Here is a 17,710-nt window from a genome sequence, read left to right as displayed (position 1 = left end):
CGGGGGCGGCCCCCAGCCGGTCGTGGCGGGCCCGGAGATACAGCAGTGGTACCTCCGTGGCCACCAGCGCCTGGCTTGCATCCACCGCAATCACCGACTGCAACCGGGCCCGCAGTACCCGGGGCGTCACCTGGGCGATGGCTGCGGCCAGGGCGACGCGCAGGGCGGGCGTGGAAAAACCACCGAGCAGCAAGGCATCCATCGGCCAGAACGGCAAAGCTCGCAAGGGCAGCAACTTGAGCAACGGAGACAGAGGGGCCAGTGCCGAACGCGGATTGCGCACAAAACTGCTGCACAGCACCAGCCCCTGCAAGGCGCTTGGTCGTCGGGCGGCGATGCTGACGGCCACCGGGCCGGAAAACGACTCGCCCAGCAATACGAAAGGACGGTCCACTGGCAATTGTTGCCATACGCGCTCCACCAGGGCGGGGTAGTCCAGCACCTGATCGGCGGGGTAGCGCAGGACTTGCACCGGTACGCTTGGGTGTAGGGCCTGAAGCAGCGGGTCGAACAGCTTGCCGGTGCCATCCATCCCGGGCAGCAGGACCAGGGTCGGAAGAGGTGTGAGGTCGATCAATTCAGCGGTCCTTGCCGGGCAGAAAGGAAAAAAACGCCCGGCAGGATACCTCGGGAACCCGGCCAACACAGCTCGATTGTGCTGGCCAGAGGGCTGGAGGGCATTCTATTGAGCTGAATCAAAACCTGGCGCAATACAGGCAAATTTCGACAGAAGTCGCGCAGCTTTTCACAAATTTGAGTTAACCATTGGTTACAAACTGTGGCTAAAATGCCAGCCGACGGCCGGACGCCGAGGGTCGGATCGGCGACAAAGACGTTCGCCGATTGCGCTTTTTTCAACTCAGACGCTGCCATTTGCCTTTGGCCCTTCGGGCTTTCAGAGGCGCAGCATGCTCTCTTCTGAAGTGTGACAATTTCCGTGAAACTCATCATTGCCGCTGTATACGTTTTATCCATTGCGTACGTACACCTGCGGGGGCGCGTGCGCCATAAGCTGGGTCGCCAACTGAGTGATCACTCCACCTTCCTGGCCCCCATCAACTGCTTCCTTTACCTGTTCTCCAGGTTTCCCAACCGGCCCTATCTGGACCCGGCCGACTTTCCCGAGATGAACAAGCTGCAGGAACACTGGGAAGAGATTCGCACCGAGGGCCAGAACCTGTTGCAGGCCGGTGAGATCAAACGCTCGGACCAGTACAACGATGTGGGTTTCAACTCGTTCTTCAAGACCGGCTGGAAACGCTTCTATCTGAAGTGGTACGGCGACAGCCACCCTTCGGCGATGAAACTGTGCCCGCGCACCACCGAGTTGGTGCAGAGCATCGGCTCGATCAAGGCGGCGATGTTTGCCGAGCTGCCTCCGGGCTCCAAGCTGGTGCGCCACCGCGACCCTTATGCCGGTTCCTATCGCTACCATCTGGGGCTGTCCACGCCGAACAATGAAGGTTGCTACATCGAGGTCGATGGCGAGCGCTATCACTGGCGCGACGGCGAAGCGGTGATGTTCGACGAGACCTACATCCACTACGCGGAAAACACCACCGATCAAAACCGCATCATTCTGTTCTGCGATGTCGAGCGGCCGATGAAGTATCGCTGGGCTGCAGCGCTCAATGGCTGGTTCAGCCGCACCGTGATGTCCGCTGCCGGCTCGCCCAATGATGCCGGTGACAAGACCGGTGGCCTGAACCGGGCCTTCAACAAGCTGTACAAGATCCGCCTGCGGGGCAAGGAATTGAAGAAGCGCAACCGCACCCGCTACTACCTGGAAAAGTGGGCGATCTTCGCTGCGCTGCTGTTGCTGTTCATCTATATCTGATCGGCTATCCCGCCTCTTGGCCTGCTCCAGCGTCTGGATGCGGGCCTGCGACTTGTGTAGGGGCTGGCTTGCCAGCGAAGGCGCCGGCCCGAGCGATGCAGGGCTCAGCGCCCCCTTCGCCGGCAAGCCGGCTCCTACGCAGCGGTACCGCAGCGGCGCCTATGGCGGGCCGTGGATACCGGGTGTTACATGTTCTGCAGGATTATTTAATTAACAAAGCCGAACCCTGAGCGTAGCGTGGAATCGAATTCGATACCTTGTCGCTCTTCAGGAGGCTTGTCATGAACAGTCTGGCTCGCGGGTTTGCCGCATTCATCGCGCTGACTTGGGCCAGTGGCGCCATCTGGGCCGCCGCCCCTGAACCGCTCGTGTCCCTGCGCTTGCCCAGTGCTCTGTTGCTGGCGCAGAACCTGCCCAACAGCGGCAACAACGATCCCTACAGCAACCCCATTCGCCGGGCCAATCCCAACAGCATGCAGGGCACCCAGCCCAGCAGTCCGCCTGTTCGCGGCCCCAGCACAGCACCCAGCGGACGGCCGCCGACCCTGGAGAACGGCGGTATCGGCAACGGTTACCCCCGGGGCGGTGTGCAGCGACCCAATCCCGACCCCCGAGTGCAAAGCCCCCGAGCCAACGATCCGAACAACCGGCGCTAAGATGCCGGTGCACTGCGTTGTCGGCGCCGCCTGCCTGGGGGCGCGAGGGAATTTCTTGATCCACAGAAGGAAGCGAGCATGTTGCGTAAAACCCTTTTCGCCACCTTGTGCGCCAGCGTCCTGCTGGGCAGCGCGTTGCCAGCCTCGGCGGCGGGCGAACAGTCGTTTCCCAGCGAGCAGGGCACTCTGCACCTGACGCCGCTGGTGCAAGGTTTGAACCACCCCTGGGCCCTGGCCTTCCTGCCGGATCGCCAAGGCATGCTGGTCACCGAGCGTCCCGGCAACCTGCGGGTGGTGAGCCCGGACGGCAAGCTTTCGGCCCCGTTGAACGGGGTGCCCAAGGTCTGGGCCAATGGCCAGGGCGGCTTGCTGGACGTGGTGCTGTCACCGGACTTCAAGCAGGATCGCATGGTGTATCTGTCCTACGCCGAAGGCGGTGGCGAGAACGGCACAGCCGGCACTGCGGTCGGCCGGGGCCGATTGGCCGACGACCTGAGCGGGCTCAAGGACTTCCGGGTGATCTTCCGCCAGGAGCCGAAGCTGTCCACCGGCAACCACTTCGGCTCTCGCCTGGTGTTCGACCGCGACGGCTACTTGTTCATCACCCTGGGCGAGAACAACAACCGGGCCACCGCCCAGGACCTGGACAAGCTCCAGGGCAAGATAGTGCGCCTGTACCCGGATGGCCGGGTGCCGGACGACAACCCCTTTGTCGGCCAGTCCGGGGTGCGTCCGGAGATCTGGAGCTACGGCCACCGCAATCCACAGGGCGCGACGCTCAACCCCTGGAGCGGCACCTTGTGGGAGAACGAGCATGGACCCAAGGGCGGCGACGAGATCAACCTCATCGAGCGGGGCAAGAACTACGGCTGGCCACTGGCAACCCACGGGGTCAACTATTCCGGGCAGCCGATTCCCGAGGCCGGCGGCCAGACAGCGCCAGGCACCGTGGACCCCCATCATGTCTGGGAGAAATCCCCCGGCATCAGCGGCATGGCGTTCTATGACGGTGATCGCTTCAAACCCTGGCAGCACAACCTGTTCATTGGCGCCCTGGCCAGCCGCGAACTGATCCGCCTGCAATTTGACGGCGACCGTGTCACCCATGAAGAGCGCCTGCTGGGCGACCTCAATGCGCGCATCCGTGACGTGCGCCAGGGCCCGGACGGTTATCTCTACATCCTCACCGACGAGGATCAGGGCGGCCTGTACAAGGTTGGCCTGGAATAATCCGCCAGCCCGACACCATTGCCGTAGGAGCTGGCTTGCCAGCGAAGGCGCCGGCGAGGACAGCACAAGGTCCAAGAGCCGCTTCGCCGGCAAGCCGGCTCCTACGCTTGGGGGCTCAGGGAGAGGATGACGGCGGCCCGCAGTTTGCTGCTGCCGAAGCTGCACATTTTGTCGAACTCGCTGTGGCTGACCGGCAGGTGCTGGCAGTCCATCGGTTGTCGATGCTGGCTATGGTCGACATCCGGGTCATGCAGGTAGACAAAATCCTCGTCGCAATCGGTGACCATCACCCAGTGAGGCGCCTTGGAACGGGTCAGGCGATAGCTGCTGATCAGCACCAGGGGCTGGCCGCCCTCACTCAATAACCTCGGCAGGTCCAGAGGGCCACCCAGTACCTGTTGCACATCGCTGGTATCGAGTTCCTTGCAGAACTCGTCGTGGACCAGGCGCATGACGTCCTTTTTATGCTCGTCGCGCACGCCGCTGAGAAACAGTGGCCCAGCGCTGTTGACTTGCAGGCGCACGCCAAAGCCGCGGCGCCAGGCGGACAGGGCCAGGCCCTGAGGGCTGCAGCCACCATGGCCGGCAGTCATGAACACCGTGGTGGCTTCACGCCAGATCTGCAGTTCCTCACGTCGCTCCAGGGGCCGCGACGGTTGCAGGGCGGCCATGGCCATCAGCAAACAGGCCGGACCGCAGGTAAAGTCGGTGGTCTGCTGGTAATAGGGCACGCGGATGCTGCGGGTTTCACGGTGCTGGAGAATGCGTTTCTCCAGGCGCAGCGCGTCGGCGTGGTCTTCGTAGTAGTCATGGATCCGGGCAAAACGCCGGTAGCCGTGGCGTTCGTACAAGGCAATCGCTGCCGGGTTGTCGGTGCGCACTTCCAGGCGCAGATAGGCGCAGTCATGGGCCAGGGCACAGGCCTCGATCCGTTGCAGCAGGCGTCGGCCCAGGCCCAGGCCCCGGGCGTCTTCGGCAATGGCGATGGAATACAGCCGCGCCAGGGAGGTGCCGCGATGAAACAGCACCACGGCATAGCCCAGCAACCGCGCCTGATGCTCGGCCACCAGCAGTTGCCCGTGGGCGCGATTGATCATCCACTGGAAGCTGCGTGGAGTCAGCCGGTCGCTGGTGAAACATTGCTGTTCCAGGGCCACCAGCGCCGGCAGATCGTCGGGGGTTGCAGTGCGAAAGACAAGATCCATATAACCGCCGTAAAAGTTGCGTAACGAAACGAGACTTCGAAAAAAGTTCGTGCTTAATAGAAAGGGTCAGGTTCTTAAGCGAGAGCGAACTTTATGTCAGCGGTACAAGGTCATTGGCGAGAAGTATCCGAGCAAAGTTTGCCGGCGACAATCACTTCGGCAAGTTATTTTTCCCCCGGGGATAAAGCTTCAAGTCAGGTGATTATCATTGTCGAACGCAAGGAAGACTGGGCCTCCTACTTTCCCAGTGAAGATATTCTCACGGCCCAGGAATACCTTGAGCAGAGCCGGGAACACGCCCCGGGCAAAAGGGTTCAGGTGATCAATCTGTGCCGCAGCTACAAGTACCTGGGACACGGTTACTACTGCTCGCTGCTGGCTGAAGCCCGCGGCCACCGGGTGATTCCATCGGTACGCACCATCAGTGAACTGACCCGCAAGGCCCTCTATGGACTGGCCCTGGACGACCTGGACAAGACCCTGGAAAAAGCCCTGAGCAATCACCTCTACAGTGATACCGAAGGCTTTACCCTGACGCTGTATTTTGGCCGAACTCACATCGAACCGTTGCAGGAACTGGCTCGTCAATTGTTTGAACTCTTTCCTTGTCCGATTCTGTTAGTTGATTTCAAACGCACTAACACTTGGCATATCGAAGGGGTGAAGTCTGGCGCCCTGCACAAGTTGCGAGAAGATCAGGAAGATCAATTTGCCAACTCCCTGGACAGTTTCAGTCGCAAGGTCTGGCGTATACCGCGCTCAAGGCAGTTGGCCCGTTATGACTTGGCGATACTCCACGACCCCCACGAAATCCTGCCGCCTTCCAATGCCCGGGCCCTGGAAAGCTTCATCCGGGTCGGCAAGGGGCTGGGCATCGATGTGGAGTTGATCGAGAAGAAGGATTACTCCCGTCTTGCCGAATACGATGCGCTGCTGATCCGCGAAACCACCAGTGTCGACAACCACACCTATCGTTTTGCCAAGAAGGCCGAAAGTGAAGGGCTGGTGGTGATGGATGACCCCACCTCGATCCTGCGCTGCACCAACAAGGTCTATCTCACCGACCTGCTCAAGGGCCACCAGTTGGGGATGCCCGCCACCGAGATCCTCTACAAGGAGCGACCGGAAGACTTCGAGCGGGTCGGCGAACGCCTGGGCTTCCCCCTGGTGCTGAAGATTCCCGATGGCTGTTTTTCCCGCGGGGTGATCAAGGTCGAAAGCCAGCAGGCGCTGCTTGCGGCCACAGCCGAACTGTTCGAGCACTCGGTGTTGCTGCTGGCCCAGGAATTCTTCTATACCGAGTACGACTGGCGTATTGGCGTGCTCAACCGCAAGCCGATCTTTGCCTGCCAGTACTTCATGTCCAAGGGCCACTGGCAGATCTACAACCACAAGGCCAAGGGCCAGGACATCAACGGCGAGTGCCGCACCCTGGCGGTCCACGAGGCGCCGCGGGCCGTGGTGGAACTGGCCGTGAAGACCGCCAACCTGATCGGCGACGGTCTGTACGGGGTCGACCTCAAGCAGTCCGGCGACAAGGTGGTGGTGATCGAGGTCAACGACAACCCCAATCTCGACGCCGGCATTGAAGATGCCTACCTGCAGGACGACCTGTATTCCCTGGTACTGGAGGAGTTCGTGCGCCGCCTGGAGCTCAAGCGTCGCGGCCAGGCCTGGTGAGGCGGCGATGATCCACGGCTATCGACTGGCCCATGGCGGCTTGCAGGCCGTCCCTGAACTGGACGCCCAGGTCATGCTGTTCAGCAACCCGGACCTGGCGGAGCGCGACTTGCTGCACAGTGTCTTCAAGCTCGATGAGCACGCTCTGGCCTCGGCGCTGGACCCGGACGAGGTGTCGCGCATCGAGTTTCACCCCGATTACCTGTTCCTGATCTGGAAGCGCCCGGAAAACTATTCCGGCGGTGGCAGCCTGTCCTTCGAGGTGTCGTCCTGCGGGCTGCTGTTTTCTCCGGACCGGCTGCTGGTGATCGCCCCCGACGATACGCCGCTCCAGGGGCTCGGGGCGCGGCACAACCTGCACAGCCCGCTGGATGTGCTGCTGGACCTGCTGTTCAACAACATCCATCACTATCTGGGCCATCTCAAGGTGATCAAGCTGGTGGCCCGGGAGCTGCAGCACAAGTTCAACAGCTCGATGGAAAACCGCCACCTGATGCAGATGTTCAACCTCAGCGAGAGCCTGATCTATTACCTCAATGCCTTGCACAGCAACGGCGCGCTGCTGACCCGCCTGCGCAACCACGCCGAGAAGGAGCAGTTCGGCAGCCAGGCCATCGGCCTGATCGACGACCTGATCATCGAGAACAACCAGTGTTACAAGCAGGCGGAGATCTACTCCACGGTGTTCGCCGGGCTGATGGATGCCCGGGGCAACCTGATGAACAACAGCACCAACCAGTTGCTGCGCAAACTGACCCTGATCAACGTGGTGTTCCTGCCGCTGAACCTGATCGCCAGCATCGGCGGCATGTCCGAGTTCAGCATGATGACTGCGGGCACGCCGTGGTGGATTTCCTACTCGCTGTTGCTGCTGGCCATGTTGCTGGCTGCCGGGGCCATGTCCCTGGGGCTGCGCCGGCTCACCGGCCATGGCGACAAGGTCATGTGAGCCTTATGGCGCTTGCAGGGTCAGCACTTCGAAGCCGTCGCGGGTCACCGCCACCGTGTGTTCCCACTGGGCGGAAAGGCCATTGTCGCGGGTGACCACGGTCCAGCCGTCCTTGAGCCCGCGGACCCGGGCACTGCCCTGGTTGAGCATGGGCTCGATGGTGAAGACCATGCCTTCGCGCAGTTCCAGGCCGGTGCCAGGGCGGCCGAAGTGCAGGATCTGCGGTTCTTCGTGCATCTGCCGGCCAATGCCGTGGCCGCAGTATTCGCGGACCACGCTGTAGCCCCTGGCTTCGGCGTGAGACTGGATGGCATGACCGATATCGCCGAGGCGAGCGCCCGGGCGCACCACCTCGATCGCCGCCCACATGGCCTCAAAGGTAGTGTTCACCAGGCGCTGAGCCTTGGGACCGACCTGGCCGATCAGGTACATCTTGCTGGCATCGGCGATGTAGCCGTTCTTCTCCAGGGTGATGTCGATGTTGACGATATCCCCGTCCTTGAGCACTGCCTTGGGGTGAGGCATGCCGTGGCACACCACTTCGTTGATCGAGGTGTTGATGCAGTAGGGGTAGTTGTACTGACCCTTGCTCGCCGGGCGTGCCTTGAGCTCATGGCGGATGAAGTGTTCCACCGCGCTGTCCAGCTCCAGGGTGGACAGGCCCGAGGCGACAAAGCCGTCGAGAAAGGTGAACACCTGAGCCAGCAGCCGTCCGGATTCGCGCATCAGCGCCAGTTGTTCCGGGGTCTTGATCAGGGCTTGAGTCATGGGCGCCCCCTGAGCAGGTCGGGTTTGTTCAGCAGCAGTTTGTTGATCAGGTCGTTGTAGGCCAGGTGCGGATTGAGCTCGGCCAACAGACCGATCTTGATCCAGAATTCGGCCTGGGCGTTGATCGAGCGGTCCATGGCGGCACTGGCGACGCGGATCTGCTCGTGCAGCTCATCGGAGATTTTGACGATACCCATGTCGATAGGGACTCTCTTGAGGGAATATACGAATCATATATGTTTCGTATAGCGCGGCTCAAGCGGCAAGCTCAGGGTGCAAGCGAGAAATTCAGCGCCTGCAGCTTGCGGCTTGCCGTTGAATTCGCTAGTTTCCGTCCATGACTTTGCCAACCCTTCGCTCCCAGCCAAGCATTATTACCGCCATTCCTTATTGGCGGGCTTGCTGACGACTGCACCCAACCCGCCCTCGAGGCGGGTTTTTTCTTTCCGTCCCCGGGCTCCGAACATAGCCAGGAGATCCATCATGCATTGCCCCAGCCGTCTTGCCAGCACGCCCCAGCCCAGCGCCGACATGGCCCTGCTGGAACGCTATGTGAAGATGATTCTTGCGGCGCCGGTCTACGACCTGGCGATCTGCACGCCGCTGCAGGCGGCACCGGCGCTGTCGCAACGGCTGGGCAACCAGATCCTGCTCAAGCGCGAAGACCTGCAGCCGACCTTTTCCTTCAAGATCCGCGGCGCCTACAACCGTCTGGCCCAGCTCACCCCTGAGCAACGGCAGCGTGGGGTAATCACCGCGTCCGCCGGCAATCACGCCCAGGGCGTGGCCCTGGCGGCGCGGGAGCTTGGGATCAAGGCCAGCATCGTCATGCCCGACAGTACTCCTGAGCTCAAGGTGCTGGGCGTACGCAGCCGTGGCGCCGAGGCGATTCTCCATGGCGAGAGCTTTCCCTTTGCCCTGGCTCATGCCCTGGACCTGGCGCAGCGTACCGGGGGCACCTTTGTTTCTCCTTTTGATGATCCCCACGTGATTGCCGGCCAAGGCACCGTGGCCATGGAGATCCTGCGTCAGCAACAGGGCGCGCTGGATGCCATCTTCGTCCCCGTAGGCGGGGGCGGACTGATCGCCGGGATCGCCGCCTACGTCAAATACCTGCGGCCGGAGATCCGCATCGTTGGCGTCGAATCCGAGCATTCCAATTGCCTGCAACAGGCGCTCGCGGCGGGGGAGCGGGTGGTCCTGCCCCAGGTCGGGACCTTTGCCGACGGTGTTGCGGTGGCGCAGATTGGCGAACATGGCTTCCAGATCTGCCGGCATCACGTGGACCAGGTGATCAGCGTCAGCAATGACCAACTGTGCGCCGCGATCAAGGACATCTACGACGACACCCGCTCCATCACCGAGCCGTCGGGCGCCCTGGCGGTGGCCGGGATCAAGGAATACGTGGCCCGGAGCGGAGCCAGGGGCCAAACCCTGGTGGCCATCGACTCGGGCGCCAACATCAACTTCGACAGCCTGCGGCACGTAGCCGAACGCGCAGCCCTGAACAGCGCCTCCTTGTAGGCGCTGGTATGTGCAGGAGCTGGCTTGCCAGCGAAAGCGCCGGCCTGGGCGATGCAAGGCTTGAGGGCCTCTTCGCCGGCGAGCCGGCTCCTACGGGGAACTGCGCGGTGTATCTGACTGCTGTAGGAGCTGGCTTGCCAGCGAAAGCGCCGGCCGGGGCGATGCAAGGCTTGAGGGCCTCTTCGCCGGCGAGCCGGCTCCTACGACGGATTGGGGATCAGGACAGCAGAGGGCGCAGGAAGCTGCGCTCGTAACTGAGGATGAATTTCTTCTCCATCACCGATGCCACCAGGGCCACGCTCTCGGCGTCGCTCAGGGCACTCTGGCGATAGGCTTCGTAGTCGGCCAGGGACGGGAAGCTGAACAGGCAGTAGGCAATGTTGCTGGCGCCTTCGGATGGCAGGAAGTAACCGTGGTGAGTACCGCCCAAACGTCTGACCACGGCAAGCCAGGCCTTGGAATAGGCTTCAAATTCAGGCAACTGGTAGGGATCGATGACATATCTGACATGGCAGGTAATCAAGGGCGGTACTCCGGTGAGAGGGGCAGGTCATGCCTTGCGGGCTTGCTCTAGATTGCAGGTCTTGCCCCAGGAGCAGAACCGCCATCTGTCTGGATTGAAGCAAAGGAAAGGCCTCGCCGAGGCATTTTGATGGGCGCCAAAGCGCCCATGCAATCCGCTTGCATGACAGGGCATTTTGCAAGGCGATCCAGTGCCTCTATTGCACTTTGCATGGCTCCGGCCATCGCGGCACCGACCAAGTGACTGATTTGACGACCCTGTCACGGAGTGCGGTGTGGGCACGTTTCGTGCTCCTTCAACCTGCGCGCGTGAAATCGGCTCAGGCTTGAGACGGGGAGGCCTGCGTTCCAAAGGATGGATTGGCCGATTGCTCTGAGGGCTTTGCAGCCTTCAAGCCAAAAAGCCCGGAGCTCAGAGCGAAATCGAATTTAGTGGCGCCCGAAATGCGGCTTAGTCTGTAACTTGGCCCCGTCTGCAAGGACAACCAAGAGTGAGCCGAAAGCGTAGACGAACACGGAAGTCGTGGCTGTGTGTCCATTGATTGGCCGCCTCGAATAAAAGGAGAGAGTCGACATGTTTTTATCTGCCCTGGAACTGCGCAACATCATTGAAAGCAGTTTTCTGCCCAAACGCTGCCAATGCACCTTGAGTCCCGATCTGTCGATGACGGTCAAGGTGTTCGGTGATCATCAAACCGACCGCGTCGATCTGGTGGTCAGCGGCATTGATGCTTCCCGGCTCAATGGCTGCCGTGAAATCAACGAGCTGATCGCCGAGTTGCGCTACGACCTGGCCCATTCTCCAAGCCAACTGTCCGAGCTGAAACGCAAAGCGCATTAAGCGCGCAACGCTGGCAACCCCCGATACCGTCCGGCATCGCCCTGACGCAGCGTGCTGCGTCAGTTCTGGTGCATGCAGGCCTTGTTCAGGTCCAGGCGCATCCCGACGGGTAGGGCAAGGTTTCGACGCTCTGGGCATCCGCCGCCTGGACCATGCCGGCGACCCCCCTTACAGCCAAAGTGCCAAGAACCATCGTGATGTGGGTATTCATGGTGGTAGCTGCGCTGCAGACAAAGACGAATCAGCGTGGTCGCCGAACCTGCTGCCCAAAGCCCCAGCAGCATTCCGGACCTGTGCTGTCCGGAACCGAGTCGATAGTGAGTATTTGTCTATCGTTAATGGCCAATCGATAGATCTTGCAAAAAGTCTTGCGCATTTGCTCAAAGGGCAGGGCCCGCCCTATCGGTTAACGACCAAGCGGGCCTGGATCGCGGGTGGATTCAGTTCTGGTTGCTGCAGGCATCCGACAGCTTGCTGTAGGTGATTTCCTCGGGCTTGCCGGCCTGGTCGATGTACTTCATATCCGCCGTGATCACCTTGCAATCCTGGGTGTCAGGCTCGCTCATGGAAATCACCTTGGCCACGTGCAGCGGCATTCCGTAGTGGTAGGGCACGGCGCTGCTGCTGTCCGCCTGGGCCAGGCCGCTGAGGGCACTGAGCAACAGGGCGGCGGTCAATCCGGTACGCAGGTTCATAAGGGTTCTCCAAAACAGACTGAACGTCAGTTCTGCACCTGATCGGGTGCAGAACTTGCCGCGCAGTGCGCCAGAAAGCTCTGAGCCGGCGCGGTCAAGAACACTGTTGAGCAGCAGGATTAACGGTTGATTAAATTAAGTAGGGAGCTAATCAATTGACCGGCAAAAAACCTCCTGCCCGACAACGGATTTCACAACTCGCTGTAGGCAATCCGCTGATGGCTGGGCAAGGCGCGGTTCAACAGTTGCTCCAGGGATTGTTCCGGGGGCAGGTAATCGTCGCCAAAATCTCCGTCGGCCAACTGCGTCGGGTGAGCTACCACTTCGACCACCCCTGTGGGGAGAAAACCGTCCAGCAGGTCCTTGGGCGTGCACACCGCGTTTACCCGGCGTCCGGTGAGCCAGCCAATGCGTCGGTTCAACGCACTTTTGAACAGGCGCTTGAGGGGGCCGATATTGCCGCCGACATTGCGTGCCAGGCGCACCGGCACCCCTTGGCGGGCGGCGAAGCGGGCAACGATGGCCGCCACCGGCCACAGATTGTGCACGTGCTGGTGGGAGTCGATGTGACTGGGCCGCAGGCCCTGGTCGACACAGCGTTGCCATTGCGCCTCCAGTTCCTGCCACACGGCATTGGCGGCTGCCGACGGCAGGTGCAGGGCGGAGCGCGGCAGCTTCAGGTCGAACTGCCCCTGGGCATTGCAGAACAGCGCCTGGCTGCGGATGCCCTGACTCAGGGGCGCGCCGTAGGTGAGGTTGAAATGCAGGCCTATGCGTCCCAGCAGGGCGTGCTCGTGGGTGAGGCGGCAGGCATCCTCAAAGGCCGGCATGTTGGCCATCAGGGTGGCGGAACTGATCACCCCGCGCTTGAAGGCACGCAGGGTCAGTTGGTTGTAGTCCAGGTCGAGGCCGAAGTCGTCGGCGTTGACGATGACCCGGTGCGCTCGGGTGACAGCCAGGGTTTGTTTCATGGGCGAGCCCCTTGTGCGGTGGTGGCCCGGCGGCGCTCGCGCCAGGCCTTGAGACGAGGTTTGAGCTGCTGCCAGAGGCGCTCGGCAACACCGGCCAGCAGGCCCCGGGGGCGCCAGGAGTAGAAGCTCCAGCGCTGGTGCTCCACCAGACCGCTCATGCGTTCATGCAACTGATGGCTGGAGCGGCTGAGGCTGACCCGGGAGGCGTCCACCCACTGCCAGCCTTCCTCCAGGCCCCAGCGAATCCATTCGTCCAGCAGCAGGCGGCCACTGCCCAGGTTGGCGTAGTCGGCGAGGAAGGCGATGTTGTAGTCATACAGGCGACCGCGCTCCAGCAAGCCCAGGCGATAGCTGATGCAGCGGCCCTGGTGTTCCAGCATCACCACTCGCACGCAACCCTCGGCAGCCAGGCCATGCAACGCCGTGTGCATCCACTGTTGGCGTTGTGCTCCGGAGAAGATCCCCAGGCCGTCGGCGCCTTTCCAACTGGCCTGTTCCACCTCGCGGAGCATGTCCAATACCGCATCGATACCGTCGGCCTGGGGCGTCACGCGGATCACCCGGGCGTCAATCTCCGCGCAGCGCTTTTTGGCCCGGCGCAGCTCGTAACGCAGGGTGCCGCTGGCTTCCTCCTGGTCGCTGGGGACGATCAGGTGTTCTGGCGCGCGACAGCTCAGGGACTGCTCGCTGTACCCGCTTGCCCGGCGCCAGGGCGCCAGCAGGGGGGCGGCATCCACCAGTTCATGGAGTTGCAGCAGGTCATGGGGCAGTTGCCGGCGGATTTCCCGCAGGGCCGCGGGCATGGCGTTTTGTGCTTGCGCGGCCACCAGCAGCGCCAGGCGGTCGCTCAAGGGATGGCCCAGGTGGCGCACCACCTGCAGGGTCAGCCCGGCCCTGGGCTCGCGGCCGCGGATCAGCGGCAGGCACAGCAACAGGCGCTGGTCCTGCCAGCCCAGCAGAATCTGCAACTGCTGATCCTGCAGTGCCTGTTCGGCGCCCCGCAGCCAGCTCAAACGATTGAACGGCGTGGCCTGTTCGACGGTTTGTCGCAGCTGTTCATAAGCCTCTACGGGGAAGTCCTGGGCACCCAGGCTGGTGCACCATTGCCAACGCAGGTTCACGTCCGCTCCTTGTCTATTTGAGTGGCCGGGGCCGCTGATTCGGCCAGGCGACCCCGGCGCAGGTGATGCAGGCGCGTCTGGTGATAGGGGCGGCGTCGGTGGAAATGCAGGCAGCGCAGCAGGCAATAGACGTGCAGGGATTCGCCGACCTCCTGGAAACCCAGGCGCATGTGCATCTTCAGCGCCGGCTCGTTGCGCACATTGACCAGGGCCCGGGTGGCTTTGAAGCCCCGCTCGCGGTACTCGTCCCAGAGCATCTTCTGCGCCAGGATCACCACCCCCGAGCCGCGAAACGGCGGCGCGCATTCACCGGCAAACTGGTACAGGCAACCTGGCGGCATACGCATCCAGCAGCGGTACAGCTGATCGTCGTAGTAATCGCGCTCACTGACCCAGACCATCATCATCACGTTGCCGTCCGGGTCCAGGTGCGCGCTGCCACGGTTGCCCTTGTCCAGCAGGCCGCGAATGGCCGGCAGTTGGGCCTTGAAGTACTTGTCGAAGGCCGGCAGCAGCTCCCGGGTGATGCGCACCTGGGGCCAGCGGCCGGGGTTGATGGGGCAGGGCACCGGCAAGGCCAGTGAGCGTTCCAGGGTCAGCAGCTCCCAGTGGTAATAGAAGAAGCGTTCAGAAAAGACCCGCAGGCTGCCCCGCAGGCCCTTGCGGCGGATTTTGGCCAACAGGCCGGTCAAGCGACTCATAGGGTTTTCCAGGTCAAGGCAAACAAGGTTTCACCGGGCAGTTGGAAGCTGGCCCGGCCATCGCTGCAGTGCAGCGTGGTGTGACGGCTGCGGCCTTCGGGGCCCAGCAGTTCGAGGGTGGGGTTCGATTGGCAGATAGCGCTGGCGTCGCCCAACTCGATGTTTTGAGTACGGGGCGTCTTGGCCACTCCCAGCAAGCTGTGGCGCTGCCCCTCCCGCAGGGCCAGGGCATCCACTTCAAAGGAGGGATTGTCCAGGGCCTGGACCTCACCCAGCCAATGCTGCTGGATGAACTGCTGGGCCACGGCCACCGGCTTCAGGCTGAAGCGCTGGGCATCCTGCTGGGACAGCATGCCCTTGGGGTATTCGGGTTCGTCGGCGGCCTGGAACCAGTTGAGCATGTCCAGCAGGCCGTCCTGGGAGGCGTTGATCACCACCGAGGCCCACCACAGGGCCGCGTAGTGGGTGTCCTGCTGATAGGGGCTCAGGTCCGGGCCGCTGGAGATGTTGGTCTGGCTCAGCAACAGCGCCTTGCGTGGCCGGCCCTGCTCATCGAGCCCCACCAGATCGGCGGCGGCACGCACGCTGGTTCGATAGCGACGGGTGGCCAGCAGGTCGCGGACCATCCATTCGTGCCAGGCCAGGGCATCGATGTCGGCACCGTGTTCAGCCAGCAACTGCCGGGCCCAGTCGATGCCCCGGCGTTGCCCGGCGCCTACGCGAAAGGGGCCGTCCAGCAGTCGCGAACTCACCGGCATGGCAATGCGCACTCCGGCTGCGCGGGCGTCGGGGTTGGCTTTGGTGTGTTCCAGCATCTGCGCAAAATAGGCGGCAAACGCTGCGTAGCTGGGGTAGTTGAGGTTGGGTTCGTCGGCAAAGGCCAGGTAATGCAGGCCCTGGTTGCCCAGGCGCACGCTGTCCGCCAGCCAGGCGTCGAGCCCGGCCAGGGTGGCACTGTCGGCGTCCAGCACGGCCCGGCGTCCGGTGCCGGCCAGCAAGGTGATGTCGCGCTCGATCTTGAAGTGTTCGCGGTACAGCCGGCGAAAGGTGATTTCCCGCTGGGGTTCTTGCTGGATCACATCGACGAAGCTGTAGAAGTTGGCAGCCTGCGGGCCCAGGGCGCGCAGCAGTTCGAAGGTCGACGACGGCGGCTCGGCATAGGGCAGGGCGATCCCCAGGTGCGGGCTGGGACCGCGCACCTGGGGTTTGAGGCGCAGCTCGACCCGGGCCGGGGTCCACTGCAACGGGTGCAGCTGGCGCAGGTCCTGGGCGAACAGGTTGGCGGTGCCATCGAGCCAGAACGCCACCTTGCCGGAGCCGCCCAGGGACAGGCGCCAGACTTCGTCCTGCTGGGATACCGGCAAGGCGCTCTGGTCGAATTGCCCATATTGCGGGTGCTCCACCAGCTTCAGGCGCACCTGCTGGCCGTCGCTCAGGCGCGTGGCTTGCAGCACGCTGACGCCGCCGTAGTATTTGCCCGCCAGCAGCGCCTGCTCGCCAGCGGCCACGCGAAAGTACAGCTCGACGCCGCTGGGCACATCGGCACTGAAATGCACCTTGGCCGGCTCGAACTGGGCCAGGGTCGAACTGTCATGGCCGACCTTGAAGTTGCGAAAGCTGTAGCCCGGCACCTGCAGGCGATAGTCGCCGCGGGCGGCGGGCAGTTGGATCTCTCGCTGGCCGTAAGGCTGGTCGGCGCGGATTTCCAGCTGTTGCAGCAACTGCCCGTCCGGTTGCAGCAGGTACAGCTGTTCCTGGTTGGCGTCGCTTTGCCAGGCCGGGCTCCAGCGCAGTTGCAGGGTGTCGGCGCTGTCGGCTTGCAGATACAGGCTGCCGTCGCGGATATCCCCCCATTGCATGGGGGCTGCGTGCAGGGATGAGGCCGCGGCGATCAGCATCAGGGCGAGCAGGGAACAGGGTTTCATCAGGCCGTTTCCTTAGGGCGCAGTAAATGGCGCACGTAGACAATGTCTCCAGGCAGCAGGATCAGGGTGCGATACCAGGCCACGCCGCTGAGGTGGCAGTACAGGCCGAGCATCACCAGGCTCACCGCCAGGTAGGCAATCGACGAAGCCAGGCCGGCGCCGACGATGCCCAGTGGCGGAATCAATACGGCATTGAGGATCAGGTTCAGCAGCGCGCCCCCGGCCAGCAGCAGTGACAGGCTGCCGGGGCGCTGTTTGCCCAGCAGGTCCAGGCGCAGGATGCTGGCGTAGCACAGGCCGAACAGCCCCGGCAGCAGGGCCAGCAGCGCGCCGTAGGCCGGGGCGTAGGCGGCGCCGAACAGGGTGACGATCAGCCATTGGCCGATCAGCGCCATGCCCAGGCAGGCCCCCAGCATCACCGTGGCCGTCAGGCGCAGGGCCAGGGTGGTCAGTTGCTCGATGCCGGAGCCCTGCTGCAGCAGGCGTTTCATCAAGGGAGTGGTCACCGCTTCCGGGATGATCAACAGCAATTCGGCGGCGGCGCTGGCCATGGCGTACCAGCCCATGGCCGCCGGGTCGAGCAGAGCGCCGATGAACAGGTAGTCCGAGCGCAGCATCAATTGCTGGGACAGCACCCCGGGATGGCTCTGGGCGCTATAACGCAACAGCTGGCCTTGCTCCCCGGGCTGCCAGCGCAGGCGCAGGTCATGCCAGCGCCGCATCCAGCACCAGCCCACTATCACCACCAGCAGGGTGCCCCCCAGCCAACTGACCAGCGCCGCCGACAGCGGCTGGTCGCGCCAGATCCACCACAGGCCGACGAAAAGCAGCAGCGGCACCAGGGATTCCAGCAGGCGCAAGGCATTGAAGGCCTCGACCCGGCCGTCGGCGTTGTGCAGGGTCAACAGGCCGCTCTTGAGTACGGTGATCGGCACCGCCAGCAGTAACAGCCAGGCCAGGTCCCCCAGTTGCAGGCTCAGGTCCCACTGGCTGCCCAGGGTGTTCATCAGGGTCAGGCCCGCCAGGGTCAGCAGGCTTGCCAGCAGGCAGCCATAGACCAGCACTTGGGTCAGCAGCAGGCCCAT

At 62.9% G+C, this 17,710-nt stretch carries 18 protein-coding genes and 1 pseudogene; 7 read left to right on the top strand and 12 right to left on the bottom strand.

Features of this window, described 5'->3' with window-relative positions:
* Together BLX41_RS13225 and BLX41_RS33350 are read right to left on the bottom strand one after the other, a co-directional pair.
* Window positions 1-577 (bottom strand): alpha/beta fold hydrolase (locus tag BLX41_RS13225; RefSeq protein WP_259744834.1); only part of this gene is annotated, 577 nt, incomplete at its 3' end.
* Entirely contained in the window at window positions 574-975 is a 402-nt protein-coding gene (locus BLX41_RS33350) for a hypothetical protein (RefSeq protein WP_148059723.1), read from the bottom strand. The genes BLX41_RS33350 and BLX41_RS13225, both read right to left, overlap by 4 nt.
* Between BLX41_RS33350 and lpxO the strand changes: the two genes are divergently transcribed.
* The 3 genes from lpxO to BLX41_RS13210 all read left to right on the top strand — a co-directional run bounded on the left by lpxO (window position 938) and on the right by BLX41_RS13210 (window position 3,723).
* Window positions 938-1,837: a lipid A hydroxylase LpxO gene (gene lpxO / locus BLX41_RS13220; protein WP_123725241.1), complete on the top strand. Its 900-nt coding sequence runs from the start codon at window positions 938-940 to the stop codon at window positions 1,835-1,837. The genes BLX41_RS33350 and lpxO overlap by 38 nt on opposite strands.
* A 281-nt stretch (window positions 1,838-2,118) precedes the next feature.
* Complete coding sequence (locus BLX41_RS13215; protein WP_123725240.1) at window positions 2,119-2,493, top strand: hypothetical protein; 375 nt, start codon at window positions 2,119-2,121, stop codon at window positions 2,491-2,493.
* Window positions 2,494-2,571: 78 nt separating this feature from the next.
* Window positions 2,572-3,723 carry a PQQ-dependent sugar dehydrogenase gene (locus tag BLX41_RS13210; RefSeq protein ID WP_123725239.1) on the top strand — a complete coding sequence of 384 codons (1,152 nt, stop codon included), beginning with the start codon at window positions 2,572-2,574 and terminating at the stop codon, window positions 3,721-3,723.
* 101 nt (window positions 3,724-3,824) lie between these two features.
* Here the strand turns inward: BLX41_RS13210 and rimI are convergent, their stop codons facing one another.
* On the bottom strand, window positions 3,825-4,928 hold the full coding sequence (gene rimI, locus BLX41_RS13200; RefSeq protein ID WP_123725238.1) for a ribosomal protein S18-alanine N-acetyltransferase: 1,104 nt from the start codon (window positions 4,926-4,928) through the stop codon (window positions 3,825-3,827).
* Window positions 4,929-5,021: 93 nt separating this feature from the next.
* Between rimI and BLX41_RS13195 the strand changes: the two genes are divergently transcribed.
* Both BLX41_RS13195 and BLX41_RS13190 read left to right on the top strand, forming a co-directional pair.
* Window positions 5,022-6,608 (top strand): RimK family protein, encoded by a 1,587-nt coding sequence (locus tag BLX41_RS13195; protein ID WP_123725237.1) that lies wholly within the window; start codon window positions 5,022-5,024, stop codon window positions 6,606-6,608.
* Window positions 6,609-6,615: 7 nt separating this feature from the next.
* On the top strand, window positions 6,616-7,557 hold the full coding sequence (locus tag BLX41_RS13190) for a magnesium transporter CorA family protein (protein ID WP_123725236.1): 942 nt from the start codon (window positions 6,616-6,618) through the stop codon (window positions 7,555-7,557).
* A gap of 3 nt (window positions 7,558-7,560) precedes the next feature.
* On the opposite strand, the gene map is transcribed toward BLX41_RS13190, so the two are convergent.
* Entirely contained in the window at window positions 7,561-8,325 is a 765-nt protein-coding gene (gene map / locus BLX41_RS13185; RefSeq protein ID WP_123725235.1) for a type I methionyl aminopeptidase, read from the bottom strand.
* Window positions 8,322-8,522 (bottom strand): ParD-like family protein, encoded by a 201-nt coding sequence (locus BLX41_RS13180; protein ID WP_123725234.1) that lies wholly within the window; start codon window positions 8,520-8,522, stop codon window positions 8,322-8,324. The genes map and BLX41_RS13180 overlap by 4 nt, the downstream gene beginning before the upstream one ends.
* Window positions 8,523-8,808: 286 nt before the next feature.
* Between BLX41_RS13180 and ilvA the strand changes: the two are divergent.
* Window positions 8,809-9,831: pseudogene (gene ilvA / locus BLX41_RS13175) on the top strand (threonine ammonia-lyase, biosynthetic); the annotation flags it as partial.
* A gap of 235 nt (window positions 9,832-10,066) precedes the next feature.
* On the opposite strand, the gene BLX41_RS13165 reads toward ilvA, so the two are convergent.
* Window positions 10,067-10,372, bottom strand: coding sequence for an NIPSNAP family protein (locus BLX41_RS13165; protein WP_123725232.1), 306 nt, complete (start codon window positions 10,370-10,372; stop codon window positions 10,067-10,069).
* A gap of 573 nt (window positions 10,373-10,945) precedes the next feature.
* On the opposite strand from BLX41_RS13165, the gene BLX41_RS13160 reads away from it, so the two are divergent.
* Window positions 10,946-11,212: a DUF1652 domain-containing protein gene (locus tag BLX41_RS13160; protein ID WP_123725231.1), complete on the top strand. Its 267-nt coding sequence runs from the start codon at window positions 10,946-10,948 to the stop codon at window positions 11,210-11,212.
* A gap of 440 nt (window positions 11,213-11,652) precedes the next feature.
* Here the strand turns inward: BLX41_RS13160 and BLX41_RS13155 are convergent, their stop codons facing one another.
* From BLX41_RS13155 to BLX41_RS13130, 6 genes are all read right to left on the bottom strand, one after another.
* Window positions 11,653-11,907: a DUF2790 domain-containing protein gene (locus tag BLX41_RS13155; protein ID WP_123725230.1), complete on the bottom strand. Its 255-nt coding sequence runs from the start codon at window positions 11,905-11,907 to the stop codon at window positions 11,653-11,655.
* 191 nt (window positions 11,908-12,098) lie between these two features.
* Window positions 12,099-12,878, bottom strand: a complete 780-nt coding sequence (locus BLX41_RS13150; RefSeq protein ID WP_123725229.1) for a ChbG/HpnK family deacetylase — start codon at window positions 12,876-12,878, stop codon at window positions 12,099-12,101.
* Window positions 12,875-13,999: a GNAT family N-acetyltransferase gene (locus tag BLX41_RS13145; protein ID WP_123725228.1), complete on the bottom strand. Its 1,125-nt coding sequence runs from the start codon at window positions 13,997-13,999 to the stop codon at window positions 12,875-12,877. The genes BLX41_RS13150 and BLX41_RS13145 overlap by 4 nt, the downstream gene beginning before the upstream one ends.
* Entirely contained in the window at window positions 13,996-14,700 is a 705-nt protein-coding gene (locus BLX41_RS13140; protein WP_123725227.1) for an N-acetyltransferase, read from the bottom strand. Before BLX41_RS13140 ends, BLX41_RS13145 begins: the two co-directional genes overlap by 4 nt.
* Window positions 14,697-16,625, bottom strand: coding sequence for a hypothetical protein (locus BLX41_RS13135; protein ID WP_123725226.1), 1,929 nt, complete (start codon window positions 16,623-16,625; stop codon window positions 14,697-14,699). Before BLX41_RS13135 ends, BLX41_RS13140 begins: the two co-directional genes overlap by 4 nt.
* Window positions 16,625-17,710 (bottom strand): oligosaccharide flippase family protein (locus BLX41_RS13130; RefSeq protein ID WP_259744827.1); only part of this gene is annotated, 1,086 nt, incomplete at its 5' end. The genes BLX41_RS13135 and BLX41_RS13130, both read right to left, overlap by 1 nt.

Origin of the sequence: Pseudomonas protegens (assembly GCF_003732485.1) — a bacterium.
Lineage (GTDB): Bacteria > Pseudomonadota > Gammaproteobacteria > Pseudomonadales > Pseudomonadaceae > Aquipseudomonas > Aquipseudomonas protegens_B.
This window is presented reverse-complemented; position numbering and strand designations above follow the sequence as displayed.

Bases quoted from the DNA above. Each gene is read 5' to 3' on its own strand.
- BLX41_RS33350 (WP_148059723.1), bottom strand. From the start codon at position 975: ATGGATAAAACGTATACAGCGGCAATGATGAGTTTCACGGAAATTGTC.
- BLX41_RS13215 (WP_123725240.1), top strand. From the start codon at position 2,119: ATGAACAGTCTGGCTCGCGGGTTTGCCGCATTCATCGCGCTGACTTGG.
- BLX41_RS13210 (WP_123725239.1), top strand. From the start codon at position 2,572: ATGTTGCGTAAAACCCTTTTCGCCACCTTGTGCGCCAGCGTCCTGCTG.
- rimI (WP_123725238.1), bottom strand. From the start codon at position 4,928: ATGGATCTTGTCTTTCGCACTGCAACCCCCGACGATCTGCCGGCGCTG.
- BLX41_RS13195 (WP_123725237.1), top strand. From the start codon at position 5,022: ATGTCAGCGGTACAAGGTCATTGGCGAGAAGTATCCGAGCAAAGTTTG.
- BLX41_RS13190 (WP_123725236.1), top strand. From the start codon at position 6,616: ATGATCCACGGCTATCGACTGGCCCATGGCGGCTTGCAGGCCGTCCCT.
- map (WP_123725235.1), bottom strand. From the start codon at position 8,325: ATGACTCAAGCCCTGATCAAGACCCCGGAACAACTGGCGCTGATGCGC.
- BLX41_RS13180 (WP_123725234.1), bottom strand. From the start codon at position 8,522: ATGGGTATCGTCAAAATCTCCGATGAGCTGCACGAGCAGATCCGCGTC.
- BLX41_RS13160 (WP_123725231.1), top strand. From the start codon at position 10,946: ATGTTTTTATCTGCCCTGGAACTGCGCAACATCATTGAAAGCAGTTTT.
- BLX41_RS13155 (WP_123725230.1), bottom strand. From the start codon at position 11,907: ATGAACCTGCGTACCGGATTGACCGCCGCCCTGTTGCTCAGTGCCCTC.
- BLX41_RS13150 (WP_123725229.1), bottom strand. From the start codon at position 12,878: ATGAAACAAACCCTGGCTGTCACCCGAGCGCACCGGGTCATCGTCAAC.
- BLX41_RS13140 (WP_123725227.1), bottom strand. From the start codon at position 14,700: ATGAGTCGCTTGACCGGCCTGTTGGCCAAAATCCGCCGCAAGGGCCTG.
- BLX41_RS13135 (WP_123725226.1), bottom strand. From the start codon at position 16,625: ATGAAACCCTGTTCCCTGCTCGCCCTGATGCTGATCGCCGCGGCCTCA.